This is a genomic window from Ensifer sp. 22521, from assembly GCF_052044795.1.
Classification (GTDB): domain Bacteria; phylum Pseudomonadota; class Alphaproteobacteria; order Rhizobiales; family Rhizobiaceae; genus Ensifer.
Genome location: NZ_JBQENM010000032.1, coordinates 22,882 through 48,592, shown reverse-complemented (window position 1 = coordinate 48,592; position 25,711 = coordinate 22,882). Strand labels below are relative to the sequence as shown.

Sequence of the window (25,711 nt, the reverse complement as noted above, 5' to 3'; positions counted from 1 at the left end):
GCCCAAGAGCCTGTGAAAGGCCGGCGATTTAAACCCAACCAGAGAGGAATGTCTAATGTCAAAGTTTTTCTCCGCCCTCATCGCTGCGACGATGCTTGTTCCGGCGGGAGCACGCGCAGAGGGGTCGATCGAAGTTCTTCATCACTGGGTCTCGCAAAGTGAAGTTGACGCTTTGAACGTGATCCGCAAGGACCTTGAAACCAAGGGCTTCCAATGGAAGGATTCCGCCGTCGGCGGCGCAAGCGGCGCGAACGCGCAGCAAGCTCTGCGTGCTCGGCTTACGGCGGGAAATCCTCCGGGGGCGATGCAGTTTCTCGGTTGGGAAGGCGTGCAGTGGGCAGAGCAGGGTGTCGTCCGCGACCTGAACGATCTCGCCGCAGCAGGTGGCTGGCGCGAAGCGCTCGCTCCGCAGCTCCTGCCTTTCGTGACTTCGGGCGACGCCTTCATCGCCGCGCCGATCAACATGCACCGGCAGAACTGGGTCTGGGCCAACAAGAAGCTCTTTGACCAGGCCGGAGTATCGGTTCCAAAGGATTGGGCAGAACTCATCGACGCGGGCAAGAAGCTCAAGGAAAAGGGCGTTGTCCCGATCGCAATGGGTGACGAGCCCTGGCAGATCGGCATCATCTTTGACGCCCTTCTGTCGGACATCAACGGTCCGGAGTTTTATCAGAAAGCAGCCATCGATCTGAACCCGGAGACGCTCGCCAGCCCCGAGATGGCAAAGGTGTTCGACACGTTGCGCGAAGTGCGTGGTCTCGTCGACAACAACTTCGTTGGCCGAGACTGGGCCGTTGCCACGGGCATGGTCATCAATGGCGAAGCCGCCATGCAGTTCATGGGCGACTGGGCGAAAGGCGAGTTCCTTGCAAAGGGCCTGAAGCCGGACCAGGACTTCTACTGCTTCGCGACGCCCGGCCAAGTCACCGCTTTCCAGTACATCATCGACAGCTTCGGCATGTTCACGGTGAAGGACGAAAACCTGCAAAAGGCCCAGGCCGCACTTGCCGAAACAATCATGGACCCAAAGGTCCAGAAGGGCTTCAACCTTATCAAGGGCTCCATTCCTGCACGTATCGATGTGTCGGTCGACGAGTTCGATGATTGCGCAAAGCTCGGCTACAGCGAGCGGACGGCGGCGATCGAGAAGGGCAGCATGCAAGGCGCCATGACCCATGGCTTTGCCGCGAAGCCGGAGTTCGCCGCGGTCTTCAGCGACGTTGCCGCGCAGTTCTTCGTTGGCAACATGAGCTCCGAAGACGCGGTCAAGATGCTGGTCGAAGGCATCGACAACGCCCGCTAACCCGAACTCACCTTGAGAGCGGGCCGGGGCGTGACAACCCGGCCCGACCATTGAAATTCGCCATCGGAGCAGATCCATGAGCGCCTACAAGCGCATGTCCTCACGATTGGCCAGCTGGCTTCCGCGCCTTGTCGTTGCTCCCAGCCTGCTGATCGTCGTCATAACAGTCTACCTGTTCATTCTTTGGACTGGGCTGATTTCCGTCACTTCCTCGAAGTTCGTGCCCGTCTACGACTTTGTGGGCCTGGAGCAGTATGTGCGTCTTTGGGCGACGCCGCGGTGGCACACCGCGGTAGCCAATCTGTTCATCTTCTCCGCGCTGTTTCTGGCGCTATCGACGGCTCTTGGCCTTCTCCTGGCCATCCTGCTCGATCAGAACATCCGCGCTGAAGGGGCCTTGCGGGCGATCTATCTCTATCCAATGGCGCTATCGTTCATTGTGACCGGCACGGCCTGGAAGTGGATCCTGAACCCGGGGCTCGGAATACAGAAGGTCGTCAATGACCTCGGCTGGGAGACGTTTCGCTTCGACTGGATCACCGATCCCCAAATGGCGATCTACACAGTCGTAATCGCCGGCGTCTGGCAGTCCTCGGGTTTTGCGATGGCCATCTTCCTGGCAGGACTGCGCGGGGTCGATAACTCGGTCATCAAGGCAGCGCAGATCGAAGGCGCGAGCCTTCCGCTCATCTATCGCCAGATCATCATTCCGATGCTGCGTCCGGCAATGCTCAGCGTCATCGTGCTGTTGAGCTACATCGCCATCAAGAGCTTCGACCTGGTGTTGGCGCTGACGAATGCCGGGCCGGGTGCTGCTACCGAACTGCCTTCAACCTTCATGTTCGCTGCCACCTTCCGTCGCAACCAGATGGGAGTGGGGGCTGCTAGCGCCGTGATGATGCTCATGACGGTCGCGGCCATCATCGTGCCGTACCTCTATTCCGAACTTCGGGAGCGCAACAATGGCTGAAGCACTTTCACAATCCGGAAAGGCGCGCCTGGGACGGTTGGTGGTCTACGCCTGCCTTCTCACTGTAGCGTTGCTCTACTTGATGCCCTTGTGGGTTATGGTGGTGACGTCTCTCAAGTCGCTCGACGAGATCTACGCAGGCTCCTTTATCGGCCTTCCGAAGACCGTGACCCTTGACGCCTGGCGCGCCGCCTGGTCGCAGGCCTGCATCGGAACGGAGTGCACCGGGCTTAAGCCCTACTTCGTGAACTCGCTGCTGATGGTGATCCCCTCGGTAGTCCTTTCAACGGGCATCGGCGCCATCAATGGCTACATCCTGACGAAGTGGAAGTTTCCCGGTGCAAACTTCGTGTTCGGCCTGCTCCTGTTCGGCTGCTTTCTGCCTTACCAAGCGGTCCTGATCCCGATGGCACGCACCCTCGGCCTACTTGGGCTCGCCGGAAGCATACCGGGCCTGATCTGCGTACACGTCGCCTATGGCATCTGCTTCACGACCCTGTTCTTCCGGAACTACTTCGTATCGCTTCCGGACGAATTGACCAAAGCAGCGATGGTGGACGGCGCGGGCTTCTTCCGGATTTTCTGGAGCGTCATCCTTCCGACGTCGATCCCCATCATCGTGGTGTCTTGCATCTGGCAGTTCACCCAGATCTGGAACGACTTCCTCTTTGGTGTCTCGTTCACATCAGGGGCAAGCAGTCCGATAACGGTTGCGCTCAATAACATCGTCAACGTGACGACCGGGCGCAAGCAATACAACGTCGACATGGCAGCTGCCATGATCGCCGCGATCCCCACCCTCTTTGTCTACATCGTCGCTGGACGCTACTTCGTCCGCGGGTTGACCGCTGGCGCTGTGAAAGGCTGATACCATGTCTACTCTTGAAATCGATCGCGTTCGCAAGGCCTACGGGAGCCTCGAGGTTCTCAAGGAAGTCTCGATATCGATAGGCACCGGTGACTTCCTGGTGTTGCTCGGCCCTTCCGGCTGCGGAAAGTCGACGCTTCTCAACATGATTGCCGGACTTGAAACGATCAGCGGCGGCGACATTCGCATTGCTGGGAAGGTCGTGAATAACCTGTCTCCGAAAGACCGGGACATCGCCATGGTGTTCCAGTCCTACGCGCTCTATCCCACGATGACAGTGCGCCAGAACATCGAATTCGGCATGAAGATCCGGGGGCTGTCGCAAGCGGAACGGGATAGGGCCGTGAAGACGGCCGCTGAGCTGCTGCAGATCACACATCTTCTCGACAGGAAGCCGTCACAACTTTCGGGCGGGCAGCGGCAGCGCGTCGCGATGGGGCGGGCCATCGTGCGGCAGCCGAAGCTGTTTCTGTTTGATGAACCGCTGTCCAATCTTGACGCGAAGCTTCGCGTCGACATGCGGACGGAGATCAAGCGCCTGCATCAGCGTCTTGGCACGACCATCGTCTACGTGACGCATGATCAGATCGAAGCCATGACGTTGGCCACGCGCGTCGCCGTCATGAAGGACGGTGTGGTTCAGCATCTGGATGAGCCACAGTCCGTCTATGACCGCCCGGCCAACGTCTACGTGGCGCGCTTTGTTGGCTCGCCAGCCATGAACATCGTCCCGGGCGTTCTGGAAATGCAAGGTCAGAATGTGACAGCGGTAGTGGACATCGCCGGCAAGCCGTCTGGAAGGATTTCGGGCATTCCGCTGTCGGCCGAAGCGGCGCGCAAGTACGCCGGAAAGAAGGTCCTCATAGGCATCAGACCAGAGAACTTCTCAATTGCTAACGGCGGGGCGGGCGCAATGCTCTCCGTCAACGTCGACGTTGTCGAACCGACGGGTCCGGACACACTTGTCGTCTTCCATCTTGGCGGGGTCGAAGTCACGGCCCGGTTGCCGCCTAAGCAAGCCGACGCTGGCCGAGAAGCCACCTTATCGATCGACACGTCCAAGATTGTTCTCTTTGACGCAGACACCGAAACTCGCATCGATTGAGTGAATGTAATGACACAGACCGCTGACATCGTCATCATTGGGTCGGGCATCGGCGGCGCATCGCTTGCTTACAGCTTGGCACCGTCTGGCAGGCGCATCGTTATCCTCGAGAAAGGTGACTTCTTGCGTGATGCCCCGCAAGCCAGGGACGACATAGAGATCTTCCAAAAGGGCTTTTACCGCAACACCGAGGAATGGTACGGGACAGACGGACAGAGCTTCCTGCCTGGCAATTATTACTACGTGGGCGGAAACTCGAAGTTCTTCGGCGCGGTGATGTTTCGCTACCGCGGGGAGGATTTTCTTCCACGAAGCCATATGGACGGGGTATCACCGGGCTGGCCAATCTCTTACGACGAATTGTCACCGTGGTATGATGCGGCGGAAGCTGTTTTCCGGGTGCGCGGAAGCACCAACGACGATCCGACGGAGCCGCCTCACGCTAAGCCTTACGGCTTTCCGCCTGTTCCCGACGAGCCGGCAATAGCTTCCGTGCGCAGGCGACTTGAAAAGGCGGGTGTTCATCCTTCGCCCCTGCCGCTTGCGATCGACATCGAGGCATGGCTACGGCGAGCGAAAACCGGATGGGACGCGTTTCCGAATACGGGAGATGGCAAGATCGACGCGGAAGTCGGGCCGCTTTCGCAAGCGTTGTCGTATCCCAACGTCACCCTGATCACAGGGGCGAACGTATCCCGACTGGAAACAGACGGGAGCGGAAGCAGGGTCGAAGCTGCGGTTTTCACAAAAGATGGGGTGGAGCAACGGATTTCGGCAGGCACCTTCGCGGTGGCTGCTGGGGCGGTGCAATCCGCGGCTCTATTGCTTCGATCGGCGAACGGCGCCCATCCTACGGGTCTCGGCAACAGTTCCGACCAACTTGGCCGCAACTTTATGAACCACAACACGAGCGCGATGCTGACGATTGATCCGTTTGCGCCCAACACTAGCGTCTATCAGAAGACGATCACCTTCAATGACTTCTATAACGCAGACAATGATCTCGGTTTTCCGCTCGGCAACGTTCAACTGCTTGGGCACATCACCGGTAACATCCTGAAGGCCAATTTCCCGGTTCCGGCTCCTGCCTGGTTTACCAGGGTCCTTGCGCGCTACGCCTACGGCTGGTTCCTGACGAGCGAGGATCTGCCGAATCCGGAGAGCCGGGTGATGGTCCGCGACGGCCGAATTGTCATGAATTGGGTTCGCTCGAATATGCGGGCCCACGAGGCACTGATCAAGGAGACCCGCGCTGCCATGCGAAAGGCGGGCTTTCCAATCGTGCTGACACATACGTTTGGTCGGAAAACGACGTCTCATCAATGCGGCACTGCACGCTTAGGCAACGATCCGAAAACTTCAGTCGTCAATTTGGATTGCCGCAGCCACGACGTTGAGAACCTGTACGTCACCGATGCCTCCGTTCTGCCGACGTCGGCTGCAGTAAATCCCGCGCTTACAGTAGCAGCCCTGGCCATCAAGGCCGGCTTTTCCATCGCGAGGTGACCCTGATGTCGTTTTCTGATTGGGTATCAGCGCGGTTGGGAATATTGCCTCCCGAGCCAGACGAACTCTATTCGTACGACTACATCGTGGTCGGCGGGGGATCGACGGGATGTGTCATTGCCGCTCGCTTATCTGAGGATCCGAGCGTGAACGTCTTGCTGCTCGAGGAAGGCCCCAGAGACCTCAATCCCTACATCCATATTCCTGGTGCGTACTACAAAACAGCCCAGGGCTCGCTTCTGAAGCGCATCCCATGGGAACCGATGCCCGAGCAAGGCCGCACTGCCCATCCGACCATGGTACAGGCAAGGGTCCTCGGCGGCGGAAGTTCCGTCAACGCAATGATTTACATCAGGGGCGTACCCTCGGACTATGACCAATGGGCCCAAATGGGGGCGGATGGCTGGGCCTATTCCGAAGTGCTGCCCTATTTCAAGCGCGCGGAAAACAACAATCGGTTCTGCAACGAAGCGCACGGCGTGGGCGGTCCGCTTGGCGTATCCGATGTGGACTACATCCATCCTTTGACGCGCGCATGGCTGCAAGCCTGCCAACAGGCTGGCCTGCCGTACAATTCGGACTTCAATTCCGGCGACCCGACTGGCTGCGGCCTGTACCAAATTACCGCTCAGGATGGCCGCCGCAGCTCGGCGGCAATCGCCTACCTCAAGCCAGCCCGCAACCGCCGCAACTTGCGTGTTGAAACAGGCTCGACCGTCACTCGAGTAATCATCGAGAAGGGACGGGCGGTGGGCGTCGAATGCATGCGCGGTAAACACAAGGTCACGCACAAGGCGAAGCACGAGGTGGTTCTCTCAGCCGGCGCGATTGCGACGCCGAAACTGCTTATGCTGTCGGGCATCGGGCCAGCCGAACAGATTCTGCGCCAAGGCATAGACGTTCACGCCGACCTGCCCGGCGTTGGGCAGAACCTGCAGGATCACATCGAAATATCACTCGTATACCAACTCAACGGCCCGCACAGCTACGACAAGTACAAGAAGCTGCATTGGAAGGCGGCGGCCGGATTGAACTATGCGCTGTTTCGAAACGGCCCGGCCTCCTCGAACCTCATCGAGGGAGGCGCGTTCTGGTGGGGAAACAGGAACGAAACGGTTCCCGACATTCAGTACTTCATGGTGGTCGGAGCAGGTATCGAAGAGGGCGTTGACGCAGTGCCGGGCGGCAACGGCTGCACTGTAAACCTCGGGCAGATAAGGCCGAGATCCAGAGGCGAAGTAACTCTCGCCAGCTCGGACCCGCTTGCAAATCCGCGCGTCGCTCCACGGTACTTCTCGGATCAATACGATCTGGAGGCGATTACTGACGGGACGATGGCCGCGATTGATATCATGTCGCAGCCAGCTATCGCGAAATACGTGGCAGCGAGGCATACTCCACAGTCGAGAATGAAGACGCGCGAAGAGATCAGGACTTTCTGCCAGCAAGATGCGCACGCAGCACTGCATCCGTCAGGAACGTGCCGGATGGGCAAGGACGAAATGGCCGTCGTCGACCCCCACCTCCGTGTACGTGGCATTGAAGGTCTCCGCGTTGCAGACGCTTCAATCATGCCAACACTTATCTCCGGGAACCCGAACTCCGTTTGCATCATGATCGGTGAGCGGGCGGCAGACTTCTTGCGAGCCTAGAGGTTCTCGGCGGGCCTCGTCGGTCTCTGGCCGGGGACAGGGGCTCTGTGCGACAAGTCGGCTGTCCGTGGGGCAGTCTGTCCGCTTCGCCGAGACACGTTGGGCGAAGAACTTCCGAGTTATGCCCGGGACGGGCCGCGACCGACTGGACGCGCCGTCTCCATCACGCGGCGGAGATCTCTGCGAGCACCCCGTCGCCACTTATTTCACCGCAGAGCAGGATTGTCTTTCCACAGAGTTCCAGCGGCAAGCTCGGCGTACCCTAGATTGTAGACTGCCCGCATGTATTCGGTATTGAACGGGTCGGACATCGAATAGGGGAGTTGGACGTCGATGGACGCGAGATGGAAACGCGCCCCGGTCAACTTGGAATAATTGTAGAGGGCCATCAGCGCGCCCTGTGTCTGCGACTTCACGAAGATCGAGTACGCCCTTGCGATAACGGACAGCGTTTTGTCTGGTGTGGTGGCAAATTCCGGCATCAGCGCATTGTTGACAATTACGTAGAAGTTGACGCTCTGCCGTCTGGATGGCACGAGGCTCTTGTCGCTCGCCAAGAGAACCTGCGGAAGCATTAGGACCTGCGAAGCGGAACCGCCATCCGAATGCATCTCCTTGAATTTGCGCCCAGTCGACTCGGCCTCGATCATCACCGCAGGGTAAATGCCGGGGATACTCGCCGACGCCACCAGAACGTCCTGAAACAACTTCAACGCCTCTGGGCGACCACTGTCGGCGATGGCACCCATGTTCCAGATGACGGCCCGCTGTGTGTCAAGGTTGGTCGTTAGCACGAAAAGGCGGCGACCTTTCCGGTGTTCGACCGCAACCTGTGCCAGGATCGTGGGGGTAATGATCCGCGCGACCATCCGCGTGAGCGGATCGGAACTCAACAGGCTGGGACCCAACACTCCAGCTAGGCTCTTGCTTGCAGCGAGACCCTTCGCAACGCCACTCGTGTACAAATGCACCAGTGTGCCGTCATAGGCGGACCCGAGGAACGCCAGCGGTGCGATGAGGGCTCCTGTGCTCACCCCGGTGACGATGTCGAACTTAGGGCGGGTCTGCGCAGCGCTCCACGCAGAAAGAACGCCCACACTGAAGGCTCCGCCCGAGCCGCCGCCAGAGATCATGAGGACGTCGAGGCCACCCGGCTTAACCGCAGGTGCCCACTGCTCGCCATTGTTGGGAAACTCACTGAACTGGGCGTCGAGGTAGCTGCGGATCTCGCCGTAGCCGGTGATGGAGGCCTTTGCTGCCTCCTTAGCGTCAACGGCTCGGTCCAGCGTCTGCATGCAACCAGTGAGGAGGAGGGCGGCCGGAGCCACGACCATCAGCAGTCTGACCATATCGGCCGCCAAACGTGTGGCGGCCATGACCACCGCAAAAGCGGGCACTAAGCCGAAGTCACCTCGACCACGGAGAATTTCTTGCCGAGCCGTAATCATCTTTGGGCATAACCTCGGTTCGTTGCGCCGCGCTCGAAGGCGATAGGCTCGCGAACGTTGGGTGGGTCGGCTTCCGGCGCAGGGAGATCGTTTACAGGCTTTGTCAATCGTACAAGGCGTTTGACTACCTCGACTCCGTCGTCGATGAGCGTGAAGATTATCGGAATGACAATGAGGCTAAGCAGCGTCGATGCTATCACACCACCAATCACCACAATTGCCATCGGTTGCCGGAAACTTGAATCGCCACCCGTCAAACTGAGTGCGACAGGAAGCATGCCCGACGCCATGGCGATGGTGGTCATGACGATGGGACGCGCGCGCTTGTGGCAGGCGTCTATGAGAGCATCGAACCTGGACATGCCCTGACGGCGCGACATGATTGCGTACTCGACGAGGAGGATCGAGTTCTTAGTCACCACGCCCATCAGCATGAGCAAGCCGATGACGACCGACATGGAGAAGCTCGTTCCGGTTGCCACCAATGGAAGCAGTGCGCCACCGATCGAGAGCGGAAGGGCCATCAAGATGGTGAACGGCTGCAGGAAGTCATGGAAGAGCAGAACGAGTACCGCGTAGATGCAGAACACACCGATCGCCATTGCCAGGGCGAAACTCTGCATCATCTCTGAACTGCGTTGGAGTTCGCCCTGCTGCACCAGGGCCACACCCGCTGGCAGGTTCTGGAGGGCGGGAAGCCCCATCGCCTCGCGATTGACATCTCCCAGGATGCGGCCGTTCAGCTCGACCGAAAGAGTGACGTTGCGCATTCGATCAATGCGGTCGATCTGCGAAGGGCTGCCGCCGATACGGATGTCAGCGATCGATCCGAGATCGACGCTACCACTCGTTCCGACCACCCTGATATTCTTGATGTCGTCGAGAGTGGTGCGTGCCGCGGGGGCGAACCGGACGACTATGGGGACCTGCCGCTGCGGCAGATTGAGCTTTGGCAAGGCTGAAGAATAGTCGCCGCTTGTGGCCACGCGCACGGCCTCGGCGATGGAGCTCGATGTCACTCCCAGGGCCGCTGCCCGTGCGAAATCGGGCACAATCTGAACTTCTGGAGCCTGCCTCGACGCAGACGACGTCACCGCCCCGATGCCGTTCAGCGTCCGTAGCTGTTCCTCCACCACCGTGCCTACACCATCAAGTACGGTGGAATCGTCACTGGCTAGCGTGATGTCGAGCTTGGTTCCGGATGCTCCGCCACCGGTTTCGACACGGATGCCGGGGAGGACCGAGAGAGATTGGCGGATATCCTTTTCGACTTCCGACTGCTTCCGGCTCCGCTCCTCGATCGGCGTCAACGTGACAACAAGCGTGGCGGTGCCGACACTGCTCGTCGTTGTAGCATCAGGACCGCCCCCGGAGGCCGCCGAGCCGACCGACGCAAAGACATGCGTCACTTCATCGATCTTGCCGACGATGTCAGCCGCCTTGCGGGTTGTGGCTTCTGTCTGCTCGATGGTTGCGCCGGGCTGCAGAGTGAGCGTGACTTGTGTCCGAGCTTCATCGGCGGCGGGCAGGAAGCCCGACTTCAGGAATGGAATGGCAGAAAGTGACAGCGCAACGACGGCTGCCGTCAAGCACATCGAGATCTTCCTGTGTCTTAGCGCCGCCTTCGCGATGGCCATGTAGACGCGCATGATGCGGCCATCCTTCTCTTCAGTCGGATGGGCCTTCATGAAATACGCGGCCATCATCGGTGTCAGTAGCCGGGCGACGACGAGCGATGCGAGCACGGCCACTGCCGCGGTAACCCCGAATTGTCGAAAAAGAAGTCCTGGAATGCCGCTCATGAAGGCGGTTGGCAGAAAGACGGCGACGAGCGTAAAGGTGGTCGCGATCACAGCTAGCCCGATCTCGTTGGCGGCCTCGAGCGCGGCATCGAGTGGGCTCTTGCCCATCTTGAGGTGACGGGCGATGTTTTCGACCTCAACGATAGCGTCGTCAACGAGAATACCGACCACGAGCGACAGAGCCAGCAACGTCACGATGTTGAGGCTGAAGCCGGCCAGATACATCGCGAGAAACGTTGGAATGACAGACAACGGGAGCGCCACGGCCGACAAGATCGTGGCGCGCCAATCGCGAAGGAAGAGCCAGACGACGACGACCGCAAGGATTGCCCCCTCGAACAGCATGTGCATCGAGCCGCTGTAGTTGTCGAGGATGGGGCCGACTGTGCTATAGGCCTCGTCAATCCGTACGTTGGAGTGCGTTGCTGCAAACTTCCGCATCGCCGCTTCGACGTCAGCGGCAACCCCTGTATCGGAGAACCCGTTCGAGCGTTTGATCTCGACCGCAATCACGGGTTGGCCGTCGAGGTAGGCTGCGGATGATCGGTCCGCAAAGCTGTCTGCGACAGATGCGACCTCGTCCAGGCGAACTTGTTGCCCGTTGGCGAGGGGAATTCGAAGTTCTTTCAGGTCGTCGACAGAAGGCACGGCACCCAGTGTCCGCAGCGTCTGACGGGTGCCGCCGATCTCTCCGAGACCTCCCGAGGTGTCCGTTTGGACCGACTTCAACTGCGCTGATACGGTGGCCGCGGTGACCCCGAGCGATGCCATGGTCGTAGGAGCGAGATCGACATGAACCTCGCGGTCGATCCCGCCAACACGGCTGACCTGTCCTACCCCCGGCACGGACAGGAGCGCCTTCGTCATGTCGTTGTCGACAAACCAGGATAGCTCCGTCTCGTTAAGATCTGCAGAGCGGATCGCGTATGTCACCAAGGCCGCGCTCTGCACGGTGACCTTGGTCACGCTCGGCGTCTCCATCTGGGCGGGCAGGTCAGCCTTGGCACTGTCCACGGCATTGCGAACCTCGTTCAGCGCCTCTTCACTGTTCTTCTCCAATTTGAAGGAAACCCGAATCGAGACTGTGCCGTCGGTGACCGTCGTCGTGATGTGGTCGAGGCGGCTCAGGGAAGAGAGATTATCCTCGATTACGCGGGCAACTTCCGTCTCGAGTTGCGTCGGCGCTGCACCGTCTAGCGAGGCGACGATACTGATCGTCGGAAGGTCCATGTCGGGGAAGTTCTGGACCGGTAGATCCTTGAATCCCAGCAGTCCGCCGACGGTAAGCATCGCGAACAACAATATCGCCGGAACAGGGTTGTGAATGGACCATGAGGAGAAGTTCATCAGCGTTCTCCTGCGATGGTCACAAGGGCGTTATCCGAGAGAAACGCCCCGCCTGCCGCCACGACTTTCGCTGACTGCTCCATGCCGGAAACGATTTCGACTTCGTCGTTCCTGCGCCGCCCCGTTTCGACACGCACCCTTCGCACGCGGTTGTCCTTGTCCGCTGCAAACACGTAAGTTATCCCGTCACGGAAAACGATTGCCGTCTCGGGTACCGTGAGGGCCGGTGTGAGCTGGAGCTCGATGCTACCAGTCACATAGAGTCCAACGCGCGACTCGAGGTCGGCGGGAAAAGCGACGTAGACGATCACGCGACCGGTGCCGGTGCTGACCAAGGGGCCAACGAGCCTCACCTTGCCTTGAATGCGCCGTCCACCAGGCCCGCGGATCTCAACGGACTGTCCCTCTGTGATGCTTGCAAGGTAGTCCGCCGACACTTCGGCCTGCCACTCCACCCGCTGTTGGCGGACCAGTCGGAATAGCTCCGTGCCGGTCGACACGACCGCACCGAGATCGGCGGTGCGCGAAGTGACAAGTCCGTCGTCGACGGCCGTGATGGTCGTCTGATCGAGCTTGATCTTCTGGCTTTCGAGGGCCGCCTTTTCTGATTCAAGGCCTGCAATTGCAGTTTGCTCGTCGGTCAGCCGCTCGGCGATCTTTTCGTCAGAAAGCGCCCCGGAAGGGCGTAACTGCCTGGCGCGATCCGCATTCGCCCTGGCTTTCGCCAAAGTCGCCTTGGCGGTTTCGACTGCGGCCTCCTGCTTGCGAATATCTGCCCGGACGGTGTCCTGTGAAAGGCGGACAAGGGTCTGCCCCTTTGTCACAACGGAGCCGACGTCGACCAGAACTTCGGTTATGCGAAGGCCGCCCGTCTCGGAGGCTATGATTGCTTCTTGCCAAGGCTTCAGCCAGCCGCTTGCAGGAATTGTCTCTGGCCATTCTCGCTGTTTGGGAATCACCAAAGAAACGGTGAGGGTGGGGGCGGCGGGCTGATCCGCCCCTGCACTGCTGCTGAACGGCAACAGGAGCGCCAAGCCAAAAATGGCGGAGACAGAGACAATCGGCTTTCTCAACGATGCTTTCCTCGTGGTTTGCCGCATCCGGAGAGCCATTTCAACTCTGCAACCGATGCCACCGCGCCACGAGTAGCGGGACGAACGTAAAGTGCGGTCAAGTTAGTGTTAAGCTAAGTAAAATTCGGCCTCAGACCTGCATTTGTGCGATATGAGTGACCGGGCTGAATGACGGGCAAAGGTAAATGAACAAGGTTCTCCTCATCGACGACGACATCGAGCTGACGACACTTCTGCAGGAGTACCTGACGGAAGAGGGGTATGATGTTGCAACGGACACGGACGGCCGCGCAGCTATTGCGGCTGCTGCTGGCAACGCGGTGGACATAATCGTTCTGGATATCATGATGCCGCGGATGAACGGGATCGAGGTGCTGCAGAGGATAAGAAAGCTGAGTCAGGTTCCCGTCCTCATGCTCACTGCCAGGGGCGACGACGTCGATCGGATATCCGGGCTGAACCTCGGAGCGGACGACTATGTGCCTAAGCCCTGTTCGCCGGGAGAACTCGCGGCGAGGTTGCGGGCAATCCTGCGCCGAGCAAGCCAGCCTTCGGTCAACGCATCTACCGACACGCTCAGAGCGGGACATCTCGCGATGCATCCAAGCAGCAGAACCGCCGAGTGGCGCGGGAAGCCTTTGGATCTCACCGGAACGGAGTTCAGCCTGCTCGAGGTTCTCGCCCGCAACGCTGGCCAGCTTGTGTCGAAGCAGGACATCTCGAGGCGGGCCTTTGGAAAGCCGCTGACCCCGTTCGATCGTCGGATCGACGTGCATATCAGCAGCGTTCGCCAGAAGCTTGGACTTAGAGACGACGGACAGCCCTGGATACAGTCGGTCCGTGGTCAAGGCTATCAACTGCTTCTGGACTGATCCATGCCCCGGCTTTTTTGGAAGTTTTTCGCGACCATTTGGCTAACGCTCGCGACAACTGTCGCGGTCATCATCCTAACGGTCTACCTCTTTCAGATCCCGCCTCCCGCGGGGGAACAGGAACACCAGGAGCGAACCGTCATCCTGAACCTTACGGCGAGCGTGCTGACAAGAGATGGCGAGGATGCCGCCGAGCGCTTCGTCCGCACAAGCGAGGACACCGTGCCGGTCGGCCTCACGCTCTTGAAGAGCATGGACACCGGTGCATGTTCGGACGAGACCACGGCAGACACGAGATCCGTCCTGAAGGACGGACGTTGCTACCACATTTCTGTTGCCGCTCACGCAAACGTCGTCTTTGACTATCTTGCACTGTCAATGCCGTGGATCGCGATATTCATCTCCAGCACGATTTCAGCCGCTGCGCTCGCCAGATATCTTATTCGCCCTGTCGTTCACCTGCGCGATGGCCTGAGCGCCCTCGCGCATGGCCGTTTCGAGGTCCGTATCGGGAACGAGATGGCTGGGCGCAGGGACGAGGTCACCGCGCTTGCGCATGATTTCGACTCCACTGCAGCCCGGCTGCAGGAGCTTCAGGATGCACAGCAGAGGCTCTTTCACGATGTGTCCCATGAGTTGCGCTCGCCGTTGTCCCGATTGCAGGCCGTCGTTGGTGTTCTTCGACAAAGCCCGGCAAAGCTCAATGTGATGCTGGATCGAATGGACCGGGAGGTCGAGCGGCTCGATGCGCTCGTCGGCGAGGTCCTGACGCTAGCGCGCCTGACAGCCAAATCTACCGCCCCTCTGAAAACGCAGACCTTGGATGTCATTGACCTCCTCAACGAAATCCTGAGCGACGCAGCATTCGAGGCACAGGCGCGAAACATTTCGATCACCAAGAGCGTTGATGGCGTCTTCCCTGCCGAGGTCGAAGGCGAACTGATATACAGAGCGATGGAAAACATCGTCCGCAATGCCGTCAAGTACACCGCTGACCAGTCGCGGATATCGGTTTCATGCGCGACGACCGCCGACATTCTCAAGATCCGCGTGGTGGATCAGGGGCCGGGCGTCATACGAGACGAACTCGAGCGCATTTTTCAGCCATTCTCCCGCGGGAACGATGCCGGGCCGAGAGGGGGATATGGTCTTGGCCTCGCGATCGCACGGCAGGCAGTGGAGCGGCACGGCGGGCGAGTCTACGCCTCGCTGCCGGAGACAGGTGGTCTGGCCATCACCCTCGAACTCCCCCGCAGGCCGACCCCTCAAGGTCCGTCGGGCGATCAAAGCCCGATCCATACCAATTGAGCTGGGGGGACCCGGCGAGCCGCAGATGGTGCCTTTTAGATTTTACCCAACTTTACACTGCCTTTACGGCCATTAACGCTGGCAGCGCTAAAACCTGAGCCACGATCACGACTCAGAGATTTGGCAAATGACGTTCGGCCTCCAGATACCCGAAATACCTCCGCGCGCAGTGCTCTGCGTGATACTTCTGTCGTCAGTTTCCTCCTGTGCAAACGTGCCATTGCAAGCAGGAGCGACGCTTGGATCCTACGCGGGGATGACAAAGTCAGGCGGCGCTCTGACGAAGGCGAATCTCCGCGTCGATGCATCGCCGCTACTTGCTGCGCAGACGGTGCGGATCGTGCCGACGGCGGCGCAAGTACGCAGCGCCGGAGCCATCGGACCCGAAGACCTCGCGCTTGTCACCAACAATATCGACCGAGCCCTCTGCACCGGTCTCAGCGAACGGTTCAAGGTCGTGGCGGCGAACCAGCCGGCAGACCTGATCGTCCGCGCGACGGTCACAGATATCGTCAAGACGAACCGGGCGGCTGCGGCGACCTCGACGGTTGCGTCCCTCGGTGTCGGTGCGGTGTTCGCCGTTCCAGTTCCGAGGCTTCCGATTGGGCTCGGCGGTCTTTCGGTAGAGGCCGAAGCGGTTGGCCAGGACGGGTCGCAGGCGGCCGCCATGGTCTGGGCGCGCGGTGCGAACATGCTTACGACAAGGGCGCGGATATCTATGATTGGGGATGCCTATTCCCTCGCGTCCGCGTTCGGCAACGATTTCGCCCGCATGCTCGTCGCTGGCCGTGACCCGTTTCATGGATCAACGACCGGGCTGTCATTGCAGAAGATGAAGGCGTCCCTCGGCGGTGATCCCAAATACGAGGCCTGCAAGGCATTCGGATCCGCCTCCGGTCTGAAAGGGGCTGTTGCCGGCCAACTCGGTCTACCGCCAGCCTGGACCGACAAGGGTGCCGAACCCGTCCAGGCAGCACATGCGATCGGCGCGTCCGCTGCGGTCGCTGTTCCCAACGGCATGCTGGCAGCTCCATCTCAAACCAACCAATAGAACCCTGAAAGGATATCGCATGAAGACGAATCTCAGGCTCGCAGCCATGTGCGCCGCAATTCTTGCCGCTGACGTCACTTTTGCTGCAAGCGCCCCGACGTTCCTGCAGTCCCAAGAAGTCGCGGCCGTGTTAGCCGATGGCCAGCCGTGGTCGGCGCTTACACCGGATGGCAAGGCACTTAAAGTCACCCTCAAGACTGATGGTACAGGAAGCATCCGCGGACCTCTGCCCTTTACGCTTTCTATCACCTGGGTTGTCAGCGGCGAGACCCTCTGCATCGACGGCAGGATGGGGAAGCGGTGTCTGCGGTTTAGCAAGGTCTCCGGCGGCCTGCAGGGTTGGGACGGCAACAAGCCTGATCTGAGGTTTAGCCGCTAGCGGCATGGGACCAAAAGCATTGCGTCCCATGAATTCCGAGAAAATCTATGGTGATCTCGATGAAGTGCACAACGATCTTGATGTCGCTGTCAGTTACGCTGGCAAGCCAGTCGGGTGCGGTGGCCCAGGTCCCGCCTCCCGTTCTGCTCCCGCCGCCTGTGTTGCTCCCTATTCCCGGGCCTCCCGCTCCTCCACCACTTTTAGTGCCGCCGCCACCGCCGGACTATGTCCAACGATACGATCTCGACCGGTGCGCGTATGGCCATCGCTACTCAGCCGACAACGGTAGGTACCAGCCTCAGGATGGCCCTCGAGGGCATTGCTCCTTCCCCTGAAAACGGAGCGGTGAGAGGCGATGAGGCGAAGCCGTCGGACCCCACAAGCTTTCACGGTACTCCCTCGCCGTGGAGGCGGAGGGGGTCGTGACCCGCGCTCCGGCAGGACGCCTGCACCCAAACCCGTTCATGGCCAACTGAGAAACGACGACATGAGAAACCGCCCCGCAAGGCGAATTTTGCTCTCCTTCAGGAACAAAGCGCTGAAGACCGTGCTCGGTTTCTTGGGGCTCTTGCTGATTGCGGGCTGCGTGGTTGGCCCTGACTACGAGCGACCTCAGCTTGCCGTTCCAGTTCAGTGGGGAAGTGGCAAGCCACAGAAACCAGCCAAGCAGCCTGATTTATCGAGGTGGTGGCGACAACTCGACGATCAGCTACTCGACAGTCTGATCACCGAGGCCGTCGGAGGCAATCTGGACGTCGCTGTTGCCAAGGCTAAAATCCGTGAGGCGCGTGCAACCTATCGGCAACAGCAGGGGGCACTCCTTCCTGCGGTCGAGGGGGCCGCGTCGGCAACGCGCACGCGTTCGGGGGCGTCGGTTGTCGGCTCTGAGCCGACCGTCTACAGCCAATATCAGGCTGGCTTTGATGCGAGTTGGGAACTCGACCTCTTTGGGGGAAATCGGCGCGCCCTTGAAGCGGCACGGCATGGCGCGGAGGCTGCCGAGGAAGACCTGCGCGACACGCTGGTCACGCTCGTTGGAGATGTCGCGTCCTACTACGTTCAGGCACGGGAATACCAAGCACTCCTTGCGCTCGCCCGGCGGTCTTCCGAATCCCAGGTGCAGACCGCAAGGCTGACACGAGAGCAATTCCGGGCCGGCGAGGCAACCGGCGTTGACGATGCCAAGGCGAACGCTCAGGCTCTCTCTACCGCGGCCGACATACCAACGTATCAAATCTCCTACGCCCAGGCCGTACATCGCCTCAGCGTCCTCCTCGGTCAGCCACCTACAACGCTGGAGGCGAGGCTGAATGGTGGTGGTCCGGTCCCGTTGCCGAAGGAGCCCGTTGCGACGGGGATTCCGGCCGATGTTCTCCTGAATCGCCCGGACGTACGCTCAGCAGAGCGGAACCTCGCGCAATCCACCGCGAAGATTGGGCAAGCAGAGGCTAACCGCTACCCGTCGATCAGCTTGACGGGAAGTATCGCATCCTCGGCGTTGAGTCCGAGCGACTTGGGCAAGAAATCGACGCTCGGTTGGAGTATTGGCCCGACCCTCGTTGTGCCGATCTTCCAGGGCGGGCAGCTCAGGGCGGCCGTCGACGTCGCAAGGGCCCAGCGTGACCAATCCTACGTCGCCTACCAAGCCGCTGTACTGAAAGCTATGGAGGAGGTCGAGAACGCGATTGTCTCGCTGTCCCAGACGCGGACGCGCTATGCGAAACTCGGTTCCGCGACCGCATCGTACCGCCGGGCCACTGATCTCTCGCGTACGCTGAATGAGGCGGGTGCAGCCGATTTCTTCGATGTTCTCGATGCAGAACGCTCCGTTTATGCTGCCGAGGAAGCGATGATCCGCAGCCGCGCGGACATCGCCGCTTACTTCATCGCCCTTAACAAGGCACTCGGCGGCGGCTGGGACGGCGGCATCGACGTGTCAAAGCCCGCCGTCGTCGATGTCGATGCGCGGCCCCGCCTCGCGCACTCCAGGCCGAAGGTAGGCGGCTAGACTTGCATGGACTCCACATGGCCGCGGTTGACTAGCCGGGCTCTCTCGATTGACGCGCCCTGTTTGGCCACGGCGGGGTAGAAATGCACGATGGTGCATCATTGTTTGCTCCATATTGCATTAATACGCACACTCGTGCATATGTGAGCAAAGATTCATGCAGCGAGGTTACAAAAATGAGTCCAACCACTGTGGTTTTCGACATCGGCGGCGTGTTGATCGATTGGAACCCTGCCTATCTCTATCGCAAGCTCCTTCCAGACGATGCGACCGTTTCTAAATTCCTAGCCGAGGTCTGCACATCCGCTTGGAACGAGCAGTTCGACGCGGGTATGCTCTTCGCCGATGGAATTGCCGAACTCAGCGCTCGCTGTCCGGAACACGCCGAGTTGATAGAGGCGTACTGGAGCCGCTGGCACGAGATGTTAGGTGGGGAGGTGGAGGGAACGCCTCAGATTCTGGCGCGACTGAAATCGGCCGGTGTGCCTGTTCACGCAATCTCCAATTGGTCGGCTGAGACTTTTACACGCACGCAATCGATGTTTCCGTTTTTAAACGATTTCGATGTTCTGGTGGTTTCCGGACGGGAGCGGCTCGTCAAGCCAGACTCAGCAATCTTCGATCTGTTCTTGAAGCGTGCAGACGCGCGTGCGGAGGATTGCATTTTCATCGACGACAATCCCGCAAACATTGCTGCGGCGTCGAGACTCGGATTTCAAACCGAACATTTTCAGACTGCTGCCAAGTTAGAACTCAGATTGACAGCCCTTGGTGTTCTTGCCCCGCTCGAGGAGATCGCGGGATGAGCCCCGAAAAGGAGGAACTGGCAGCCCTTTCACCAGTTGAACGTCAGGCCATCATTCTGGAAAAGGTCAATGCCTCCGGCCGCGTAACGGCTGTCGCGCTGGCTCAGGAATTCGAGGTCTCAGAGGATTCAATCCGGCGCGACCTGCGTGAGCTCGTCGATGCAGGGCTGGTCCAGCGGTTCCACGGAGGGGCGTCGCGCCTCGTGACTCCGGCCCTCGACTTCCATCGTCGTGAAACACTCGGAACTGAGGAGAAGCTACTGATTGGCCGAGCCGCTGCCGCGGCTATACCAAACGGTGCGACGCTGCTCGTTGATTCAAGCACCACCGTGGTTCAATTCATTCGTCAATTTCCGGCGGCGCTGTCGGTACGCATCATCACGAGTTCGGTGGACGTTGCGGGAGCAGGGCTCGATCATCCGCTCGCGGAAGTCATCCTGCTTGGGGGAAGGCTAAGTAGGTTCACACGTAGCGCCACAGGAGCCAGCGCAATCGAGGCGGTGCGCGAGCTCAGAGTCGACTTCTGTGTGCTGGGAACCTGCGGCATCGACGATGACCTGATGCTTCGCGCAGACGACTTCGAGGACGCCTTCTTTAAGAGGGCAATGATCAGGGCGTCGAACAAGACCTTGGTGCTCGCATCATCTGACAAGCTCGGACAGGTGGCCACGCACGAAGTCGCGCCGATCGCCGCCGTATCCCAGCTCTTCACCACAAGCCAAGACAGTTCGATGCTAACGCGCATTCGCGAGATGGGCGTGGATGTCGAGACGGTCTGACACATTCAAAGAGGGATATTATGAGCTATTCGCCGGATCAGGACGCCAGGGCGGTGTTGTTGCCTGCATTTGACACTCTCGATTTCGCGGACGTCATGGAGCCGTTTCTCGAGCAGGGAGGATACGCGGTCCTGATCGGGGAGACGCGCGAAGAATATGTGGCGCGGACCATGTCCGAGACGAGGCTCTCAACCGAAACGGCAAGCCTCTTCCGCGGAGCGATAGAGAGGCTGCTGGCGAAGTGCCCAGACCTCATCGTCGCCGTGGACCAGGAAATGGGTGGAATCCAAAGGCTGCAGGGTCTGGTTCCGCCTCTGCCCACATTGCGTGAGGCCAGTTCGCTCACTGATCAAGCCGTGGCTGACTGCTGTTTCCGAACAGCCAGTGGCGCACGCGAGCTTGGTGTGACCATGTTCCTCGCACCGATTGCCGATGTCGCGGGCGCGCAAAATCCCTGGCTGTGCAATCGGCAGATGGGGACCGACGCCGCGACCGTAGCGAAGCTTGTCAAGGCATTCGTCACGGGCGTTCAGAAGGCCGGGGTTTCTGCCGTTACCAAGCACTTTCCAGGATTCGATCACCTGACCGGTGACCCGGCCCTCGTTGATGTTTCGTTACACACGACACTTGAACGCATACTGCAGAATGCGCTGCCGTTTAGGGCAGCCATCGAGGCAGGAACCAGAGCGATTATGACTGGGCCCGCACCAGTTGCCGCGATCGATGCGGAAAATGCCGCGAGCACGTCGCCTGCCGTCGTTGGTTGGTTACGGCAGCAATTCGGGTTCCAAGGTCTGGTCGTTAGTGATGATCTCGATGCGCCCGCCACCATGCGAGGTAGGTCGCTTTTGCAGACCGCGGTCGCATCGATCAATGCTGGGGCGGATCTACTGCTCGTTGGCGGTGGGCCGCACCTCTGCGATTTGTCTGAAGGCATCGCGGCCGCCGCACGGACCGGCGAGGTCTTGGCCGAACGTTTGTCGGACGCCGCGAGCAGGGTGAGACGGCATGCTGCGTTGACCTAACTCCCATCGGAATACGGGTGCTCTCCACAAGCGCCTAACCTCCGGTTCTACGGGTTGGATCAAGACGAAGGCCCGAGAAAGGAGCGGGATACAGCGCTCCGAAACATATGCTGTGATCGCGACGCGGCAAGAATGCACACGACGCGCAATTCGCGTCATCTTGCATCACCTGTTTTGACGTAGCGAAATCGAAAGTCCTAATCCCAACGGATACCCTGCGGTTCATTGATCGATACACCGGGGGTCGGATGGGAACGCCTAAAGGCAAGCCTAGCATCCGGTGTCGCTCTGCCGCTCCTTCATTGGCTGACGACGCCGGATCGCGAGCAGTCGACAAACACACCGGCGCTCCACCCGGTTTGGAGTGGGTGCGCTCGCCTCTCACTCACCTCATCTCGCGCGTCGGCACCCGCCTTTCTCCCGAAAGCCGGAATCCATCGCCAGTTTTCGCGCTTGTCGTGCAAGAATTCACCCCGAACTATGAAACCGCCCGCGCAGGTGCGTGGCTCGCCGAACTCACTTACTTCGACACGAAACTAGCATTGGCAAGTGCTTCCGCCCGGTCGGGATCCAGATCGTTCTCGACGACAAGCCGGTCAATTTCCGTGGCTGTTGCGATCCGATATGGTGCGCGTTCACCACAGCTCTCCGCCGTCGCAGTGACGACGCACGCCACGGGGCACGCGGCTTACGTTCCGTCACGGTGGCACCTCAGCCGCGCCCGCAAAGCGCAACGCGCATAGAAGGATTCGCATGCCAGATACTCAGTCCCCCTCCACTTGCACGATGCGCAGCGAACGAGATTCACTTGGCGAAGTCGAAGTACCGGCGGACGCCTACTATGGCGCGCAAACCGCCCGCGCGATCGGGAATTTTCAAATCTCCGGGATCCCGATCAGTCACTACCCGCTGTTCATCCGGGCTCTTGCATTGACGAAAAAGGCGGCAGCTCTCGCCAATCACCAAATCGGCGACCTTACGTCCGAGAAGAAGCGGGCGATAGCGATGGCCTGCGACGATGTGGCAAATGGCCAGTTGCTGGACCAGTTTGCGGTCGACGTCTTCCAGGGTGGTGCCGGAACCTCAACAAACATGAACGTTAACGAGGTTATTGCAAATCGGGCACTCGAGCATCTTGGCCTCCCTCGGGGGCGCTTCGACGTCATTCATCCCAACAATGATGTGAATCTCGCGCAATCGACAAATGACGTCTATCCAACGGCAATAAGATTGGCGTTGCTCTTCAGCTACCGGGAGCTATCGACCGCGATTGAACGACTGGCCTCCGCATTCGAAGCAAAGGCTGGAGAATTCGGAGACATCGTCAAACTTGGAAGAACCCAACTCCAGGACGCTGTCCCGATGACGCTCGGACAGGAGTTCATGGCCTTTGCCGTGACCCTGCGAGAGGATGTCCTCCGACTAGAGGAGGCGGCTCGACTCCTTGAAGAGATAAATCTTGGTGGTACCGCGATTGGAACAGGTATCACGGCTGATCCCGCCTACACGACGATCGCAACACAAGAGCTCTGTAGGATTACCGGGATCGAGCTACGACCGGCATCGGACCTTGTCGAGGCCTGTTGGGATACCGGCGCCTTCGTGCACTTTTCCGGAACCTTGAAAAGGACAGCGGTAAAACTGTCCAAGATCTCGAACGATCTACGGCTGCTTTCCAGCGGCCCGCGCGGCGGCTTTGGCGAGATTAATCTCCCTCCGATGCAACCAGGCTCGTCAATCATGCCCGGAAAAGTGAACCCTGTCATTCCGGAGGTTGTGAACCAGGTTGCATTCCAGGTCATCGGAGCAGACCTTGTTGTAACGTTGGCAGCTGAAGCCGGACAGTTGCAATTGAACGCGATGGAGCCGGTGATTGTTTTCAACCTGTTGCAGTCGATGAAGCTGTTGACGAATGCGAGCGAGACGCTCACCGCCAAATGCATTGTCGGCATCACCGCCAACATCGAGCGTTGCCGGCAGAACCTTGAAGCTGGCACTGCACTGGCGACTGCACTTGTATCACTTCTCGGGTATGAGCGATCCGCGCAAATCGCGAAGGAGGTTCTGGAAACCGGCCGTACTATAAGCGAGGTACTTGAGACGACGCTGGCGCTGCCGGCGAGCGTCAAGAACGACCTGCTAAATCCTCTCCATCTCACGAAGCCGTCGAGACTTCGGACACCGAACTGCTAACGTGCGAAGGGCGACCCACGCAGGTCAGGAATGGTAAGCGTGGAGCTCGCCTTCGCAGGCTTGCACTGCGCAGAGCCGGGAAGCGCACTGGTTCAAGCACGTCGCGGGACGGGCAAGCTCTTTTAACGCGCTTTGAGTATTCGAGCTGGCCCGCCTGCCTAGAACGCAGAAACTAGGGCCACCAACGAGTCGCGTTGAACTAACGCAGCGCCCTCGCGAGCTTCGCCAGCTTTTTCCAAGAACGACCAGATAGGGCCTGACGAAAGGAAGAGAAGGCCGATCAGGACCGCAGCAACGGCGAGATGAAGATTGGCGGTTTTGGCATATCGGATAAACACCACTTTTTCCTCCAGGTTCCTCTGTAGATTTGAGTGTCATTGAAACTGCTTTTGTTGTCCCCTTCTCACTCTTCATCTAAGTGACGCAAGTTGACGCACGCTAATGGTGGGCGACGGCGGCACGTGCGCGGTTTCGACCTGCAGATCGGAATCGGTGTTGCGTGGGGTCAAGATAGACCCAACGGCGGCTTGCGTTGATTTTAGTTGCGACCAAACAACACAGCTGGCCGCCTTCCCTTGAAGCGCAGAAGTCCCTCATTTCCTCGGGCGAGCCAGAGATCGGTGACAGCGATCATGTCGTCGCGAGACGTTACGACCTCTGTACACATATGTTCTAGTTTTGTGCTTTTGGGATCGCATAATGTATCGTCAGGAACGCGGAACGCCGAGGCTCCGAAGTTACTATGCGCACGATACTGGATTATGTCATGCAATTGCACTACATTCGTCCCATGAAGGAGATTTATAATGGTTGCAAATGCACTGGTCCAGACGCGGATTGATGCCGACATTAAGGACCGCGCCACGGCTGTCCTGCAGAACATGGGGCTGACGGTCTCGGATGCCGTTCGTATCCTTCTAACGCGAACGGCGAACGAAGGCTCACTTCCGCTGGAGATGGTCGGTAGTAGTGACGCCCATGATGCCTGGTTCCGCGCCAAGGTGTTGCAGGCACTTGAGGACACGCGACCTGATTACGAGGACGCTGATGCTGAGGCTCGCTTTCGCGAGCGCCGGGCGTCGGCTCTGCGTAAGGCAGGGGCCGGCGACCGATGAGGCTTGTCTGGGCGCAGTATGCGCTTGACGATCGCGACGCTATCTTCAGCTACATTGAAAGTGAAAATCCGAGAGCGGCGGTGCACGTCGACGAGGAGATTGCGCGTGCAGTTCAGCGTCTCCTCGACTTTCCCGAAAGCGGCCGTCCCGGTCGGGTCGAGGGAACGCGGGAATTGGTAGTTCCGCGGACACCGTATATTGCCGCCTACATGGTGACACCGGACCGTGTTCGCATTCTGCGCATCTTGCACGGTGCTCAGATATGGCCGTTTGAGTTCGGTGACGAGTGATTACAAAGCCACTTCTTTTGGCAGTCGGCGGTTCGATTCTTTTCAAGGCGGTCAGCCAGCCTTGCGATCTCGGACTTTTGGCAAGTTGCTCAAAAGCGATGCGCATGCCTTGGTGATGTGCGTAACCAACAGTTCCGAAGCCAGCTCCACGTCTCTTTTCCGGCAGGCGGCGAGGATCTCGCGATGCTCCCGGTCATCGACCCCCGTGCCGCCCGACAGGGTCAATTGAATGCGCAGGTAGCGTTCAATGCGGTCGTTCACAGACCGGATCAGGTTCATCAGGAATGGCTTGTCTGCATCCTCGTAGAGGCATGAGTGGAATTGCCAGTTCAACTCCGCCCAGCGCGCGACGTCGGTTTCGCGCGCAAACTCATCGCAATATTCTTCTGCTCTTCGAAAGGTGCGCTCGGTCATTCGCGGCATCGACAGCTTCAGGGCGTTGGCTTCCAGCATGGCCCGGACTTCGAAGATCTCTGCGATCTCGGGTTCGGTGATGCTGGTGACCACAGCGCCGCGGTTTCGGTGAAACTCGACAAGCCCCTCGGCTTCGAGGCGCTTTAGCGCTTCGCGAACCGGTATCTTGCTGACGTCGAAGAGCTTGGCGATGTCATCCTGCCGGATAGGCTCGTCTTCATCGAGCATGCCGGCGACGATCGCTTCGCGAATATACTTCGCGATGATGTCCGAAGTCGGTGGCGTATTGCCGAGCGATGGCAGGTTCAGGGCTTTGAGCGGCAATGTTCACTCCATGATCGGCCGTCGCCGACGCGTCAAACACATCGAATAACGTAGGATATATACGATCGCGCAC

The 25,711-nt window shown here is 59.4% G+C and carries 21 protein-coding genes; 17 read left to right on the top strand and 4 right to left on the bottom strand.

The window, feature by feature from the left end:
- The first annotated feature begins 55 nt into the window (after positions 1-55).
- The 6 genes from ACTJKE_RS31590 (at position 56) to ACTJKE_RS31565 (ending at position 7,404) form a co-directional block, all read left to right on the top strand.
- Positions 56-1,303, top strand: a complete 1,248-nt coding sequence (locus tag ACTJKE_RS31590; protein WP_058329009.1) for an ABC transporter substrate-binding protein — start codon at positions 56-58, stop codon at positions 1,301-1,303.
- A 76-nt stretch (positions 1,304-1,379) separates the two neighbouring features.
- Positions 1,380-2,273: a carbohydrate ABC transporter permease gene (locus tag ACTJKE_RS31585; protein ID WP_058329008.1), complete on the top strand. Its 894-nt coding sequence runs from the start codon at positions 1,380-1,382 to the stop codon at positions 2,271-2,273.
- On the top strand, positions 2,266-3,141 hold the full coding sequence (locus ACTJKE_RS31580) for a carbohydrate ABC transporter permease (RefSeq protein ID WP_058329007.1): 876 nt from the start codon (positions 2,266-2,268) through the stop codon (positions 3,139-3,141). The genes ACTJKE_RS31585 and ACTJKE_RS31580 overlap by 8 nt, the downstream gene beginning before the upstream one ends.
- 4 nt (positions 3,142-3,145) lie before the next feature.
- Positions 3,146-4,246: an ABC transporter ATP-binding protein gene (locus ACTJKE_RS31575; RefSeq protein WP_058329006.1), complete on the top strand. Its 1,101-nt coding sequence runs from the start codon at positions 3,146-3,148 to the stop codon at positions 4,244-4,246.
- 9 nt (positions 4,247-4,255) lie between these two features.
- A complete protein-coding gene (locus ACTJKE_RS31570) occupies positions 4,256-5,752 on the top strand; it encodes a GMC oxidoreductase (protein WP_058329005.1) in 1,497 nt (498 codons plus the stop codon).
- Positions 5,753-5,757: 5 nt separating this feature from the next.
- Positions 5,758-7,404, top strand: a complete 1,647-nt coding sequence (locus ACTJKE_RS31565) for a GMC family oxidoreductase (protein ID WP_082663688.1) — start codon at positions 5,758-5,760, stop codon at positions 7,402-7,404.
- Positions 7,405-7,610: 206 nt separating this feature from the next.
- On the opposite strand, the gene ACTJKE_RS31560 is transcribed toward ACTJKE_RS31565, so the two are convergent.
- The 3 genes from ACTJKE_RS31560 to ACTJKE_RS31550 form a co-directional block, all read right to left on the bottom strand.
- The gene (locus tag ACTJKE_RS31560) at positions 7,611-8,780 is read right to left on the bottom strand and encodes a patatin-like phospholipase family protein (RefSeq protein ID WP_058329018.1); all 1,170 of its coding nucleotides are present in this window, start codon (positions 8,778-8,780) and stop codon (positions 7,611-7,613) included.
- 68 nt (positions 8,781-8,848) lie between these two features.
- Entirely contained in the window at positions 8,849-12,001 is a 3,153-nt protein-coding gene (locus ACTJKE_RS31555) for an efflux RND transporter permease subunit (RefSeq protein ID WP_440638966.1), read from the bottom strand.
- On the bottom strand, positions 12,001-13,101 hold the full coding sequence (locus ACTJKE_RS31550) for an efflux RND transporter periplasmic adaptor subunit (protein ID WP_058329017.1): 1,101 nt from the start codon (positions 13,099-13,101) through the stop codon (positions 12,001-12,003). The genes ACTJKE_RS31555 and ACTJKE_RS31550 overlap by 1 nt, the downstream gene beginning before the upstream one ends.
- Before the next feature lie 158 nt (positions 13,102-13,259).
- On the opposite strand from ACTJKE_RS31550, the gene ACTJKE_RS31545 reads away from it, so the two are divergent.
- From ACTJKE_RS31545 to ACTJKE_RS31495, 11 genes are all read left to right on the top strand, one after another.
- Complete coding sequence (locus tag ACTJKE_RS31545) at positions 13,260-13,946, top strand: response regulator (RefSeq protein WP_058329003.1); 687 nt, start codon at positions 13,260-13,262, stop codon at positions 13,944-13,946.
- A gap of 3 nt (positions 13,947-13,949) precedes the next feature.
- A complete protein-coding gene (locus tag ACTJKE_RS31540) occupies positions 13,950-15,254 on the top strand; it encodes a HAMP domain-containing sensor histidine kinase (protein ID WP_058329002.1) in 1,305 nt (434 codons plus the stop codon).
- 127 nt (positions 15,255-15,381) lie between these two features.
- The gene (locus tag ACTJKE_RS31535) at positions 15,382-16,305 is read left to right on the top strand and encodes a DUF3313 domain-containing protein (protein WP_440693453.1); all 924 of its coding nucleotides are present in this window, start codon (positions 15,382-15,384) and stop codon (positions 16,303-16,305) included.
- Between the two features lie 19 nt (positions 16,306-16,324).
- On the top strand, positions 16,325-16,684 hold the full coding sequence (locus tag ACTJKE_RS31530) for a hypothetical protein (RefSeq protein WP_440693451.1): 360 nt from the start codon (positions 16,325-16,327) through the stop codon (positions 16,682-16,684).
- Positions 16,685-17,171: 487 nt separating this feature from the next.
- Positions 17,172-18,692, top strand: coding sequence for an efflux transporter outer membrane subunit (locus tag ACTJKE_RS31525; RefSeq protein ID WP_058329000.1), 1,521 nt, complete (start codon positions 17,172-17,174; stop codon positions 18,690-18,692).
- A 176-nt stretch (positions 18,693-18,868) separates the two neighbouring features.
- Positions 18,869-19,498 (top strand): HAD family hydrolase, encoded by a 630-nt coding sequence (locus ACTJKE_RS31520; RefSeq protein WP_058328999.1) that lies wholly within the window; start codon positions 18,869-18,871, stop codon positions 19,496-19,498.
- Positions 19,495-20,277 carry a DeoR/GlpR family DNA-binding transcription regulator gene (locus tag ACTJKE_RS31515; protein WP_058328998.1) on the top strand — a complete coding sequence of 261 codons (783 nt, stop codon included), beginning with the start codon at positions 19,495-19,497 and terminating at the stop codon, positions 20,275-20,277. The genes ACTJKE_RS31520 and ACTJKE_RS31515 overlap by 4 nt, the downstream gene beginning before the upstream one ends.
- A gap of 20 nt (positions 20,278-20,297) precedes the next feature.
- On the top strand, positions 20,298-21,302 hold the full coding sequence (locus ACTJKE_RS31510) for a glycoside hydrolase family 3 N-terminal domain-containing protein (protein WP_058328997.1): 1,005 nt from the start codon (positions 20,298-20,300) through the stop codon (positions 21,300-21,302).
- 753 nt (positions 21,303-22,055) lie between these two features.
- A complete protein-coding gene (locus ACTJKE_RS31505) occupies positions 22,056-23,495 on the top strand; it encodes an aspartate ammonia-lyase (protein ID WP_058328996.1) in 1,440 nt (479 codons plus the stop codon).
- A gap of 806 nt (positions 23,496-24,301) precedes the next feature.
- Positions 24,302-24,610, top strand: coding sequence for a type II toxin-antitoxin system RelB/DinJ family antitoxin (locus ACTJKE_RS31500; protein WP_440638961.1), 309 nt, complete (start codon positions 24,302-24,304; stop codon positions 24,608-24,610).
- Positions 24,607-24,900 carry a type II toxin-antitoxin system RelE/ParE family toxin gene (locus tag ACTJKE_RS31495; RefSeq protein ID WP_440638959.1) on the top strand — a complete coding sequence of 98 codons (294 nt, stop codon included), beginning with the start codon at positions 24,607-24,609 and terminating at the stop codon, positions 24,898-24,900. The genes ACTJKE_RS31500 and ACTJKE_RS31495 overlap by 4 nt, the downstream gene beginning before the upstream one ends.
- A gap of 51 nt (positions 24,901-24,951) precedes the next feature.
- On the opposite strand, the gene ACTJKE_RS31490 is transcribed toward ACTJKE_RS31495, so the two are convergent.
- Entirely contained in the window at positions 24,952-25,638 is a 687-nt protein-coding gene (locus ACTJKE_RS31490) for a GntR family transcriptional regulator (RefSeq protein WP_440638958.1), read from the bottom strand.
- Positions 25,639-25,711 lie beyond the last annotated feature (73 nt).

What these genes read in the sequence shown, in the direction of transcription:
- ACTJKE_RS31570 (WP_058329005.1), top strand. Translation starts at nt 4,256, where the DNA reads ATGACACAGACCGCTGACATCGTCATCATTGGGTCGGGCATCGGCGGC.
- ACTJKE_RS31540 (WP_058329002.1), top strand. Translation starts at nt 13,950, where the DNA reads ATGCCCCGGCTTTTTTGGAAGTTTTTCGCGACCATTTGGCTAACGCTC.
- ACTJKE_RS31555 (WP_440638966.1), bottom strand. Translation starts at nt 12,001, where the DNA reads ATGAACTTCTCCTCATGGTCCATTCACAACCCTGTTCCGGCGATATTG.
- ACTJKE_RS31525 (WP_058329000.1), top strand. Translation starts at nt 17,172, where the DNA reads ATGAGAAACCGCCCCGCAAGGCGAATTTTGCTCTCCTTCAGGAACAAA.
- ACTJKE_RS31495 (WP_440638959.1), top strand. Translation starts at nt 24,607, where the DNA reads ATGAGGCTTGTCTGGGCGCAGTATGCGCTTGACGATCGCGACGCTATC.
- ACTJKE_RS31580 (WP_058329007.1), top strand. Translation starts at nt 2,266, where the DNA reads ATGGCTGAAGCACTTTCACAATCCGGAAAGGCGCGCCTGGGACGGTTG.
- ACTJKE_RS31590 (WP_058329009.1), top strand. Translation starts at nt 56, where the DNA reads ATGTCAAAGTTTTTCTCCGCCCTCATCGCTGCGACGATGCTTGTTCCG.
- ACTJKE_RS31505 (WP_058328996.1), top strand. Translation starts at nt 22,056, where the DNA reads ATGCCAGATACTCAGTCCCCCTCCACTTGCACGATGCGCAGCGAACGA.
- ACTJKE_RS31535 (WP_440693453.1), top strand. Translation starts at nt 15,382, where the DNA reads ATGACGTTCGGCCTCCAGATACCCGAAATACCTCCGCGCGCAGTGCTC.
- ACTJKE_RS31530 (WP_440693451.1), top strand. Translation starts at nt 16,325, where the DNA reads ATGAAGACGAATCTCAGGCTCGCAGCCATGTGCGCCGCAATTCTTGCC.
- ACTJKE_RS31500 (WP_440638961.1), top strand. Translation starts at nt 24,302, where the DNA reads ATGGTTGCAAATGCACTGGTCCAGACGCGGATTGATGCCGACATTAAG.
- ACTJKE_RS31550 (WP_058329017.1), bottom strand. Translation starts at nt 13,101, where the DNA reads ATGCGGCAAACCACGAGGAAAGCATCGTTGAGAAAGCCGATTGTCTCT.
- ACTJKE_RS31520 (WP_058328999.1), top strand. Translation starts at nt 18,869, where the DNA reads ATGAGTCCAACCACTGTGGTTTTCGACATCGGCGGCGTGTTGATCGAT.
- ACTJKE_RS31515 (WP_058328998.1), top strand. Translation starts at nt 19,495, where the DNA reads ATGAGCCCCGAAAAGGAGGAACTGGCAGCCCTTTCACCAGTTGAACGT.
- ACTJKE_RS31510 (WP_058328997.1), top strand. Translation starts at nt 20,298, where the DNA reads ATGAGCTATTCGCCGGATCAGGACGCCAGGGCGGTGTTGTTGCCTGCA.
- ACTJKE_RS31575 (WP_058329006.1), top strand. Translation starts at nt 3,146, where the DNA reads ATGTCTACTCTTGAAATCGATCGCGTTCGCAAGGCCTACGGGAGCCTC.
- ACTJKE_RS31545 (WP_058329003.1), top strand. Translation starts at nt 13,260, where the DNA reads ATGAACAAGGTTCTCCTCATCGACGACGACATCGAGCTGACGACACTT.
- ACTJKE_RS31565 (WP_082663688.1), top strand. Translation starts at nt 5,758, where the DNA reads ATGTCGTTTTCTGATTGGGTATCAGCGCGGTTGGGAATATTGCCTCCC.
- ACTJKE_RS31585 (WP_058329008.1), top strand. Translation starts at nt 1,380, where the DNA reads ATGAGCGCCTACAAGCGCATGTCCTCACGATTGGCCAGCTGGCTTCCG.
- ACTJKE_RS31560 (WP_058329018.1), bottom strand. Translation starts at nt 8,780, where the DNA reads ATGGCCGCCACACGTTTGGCGGCCGATATGGTCAGACTGCTGATGGTC.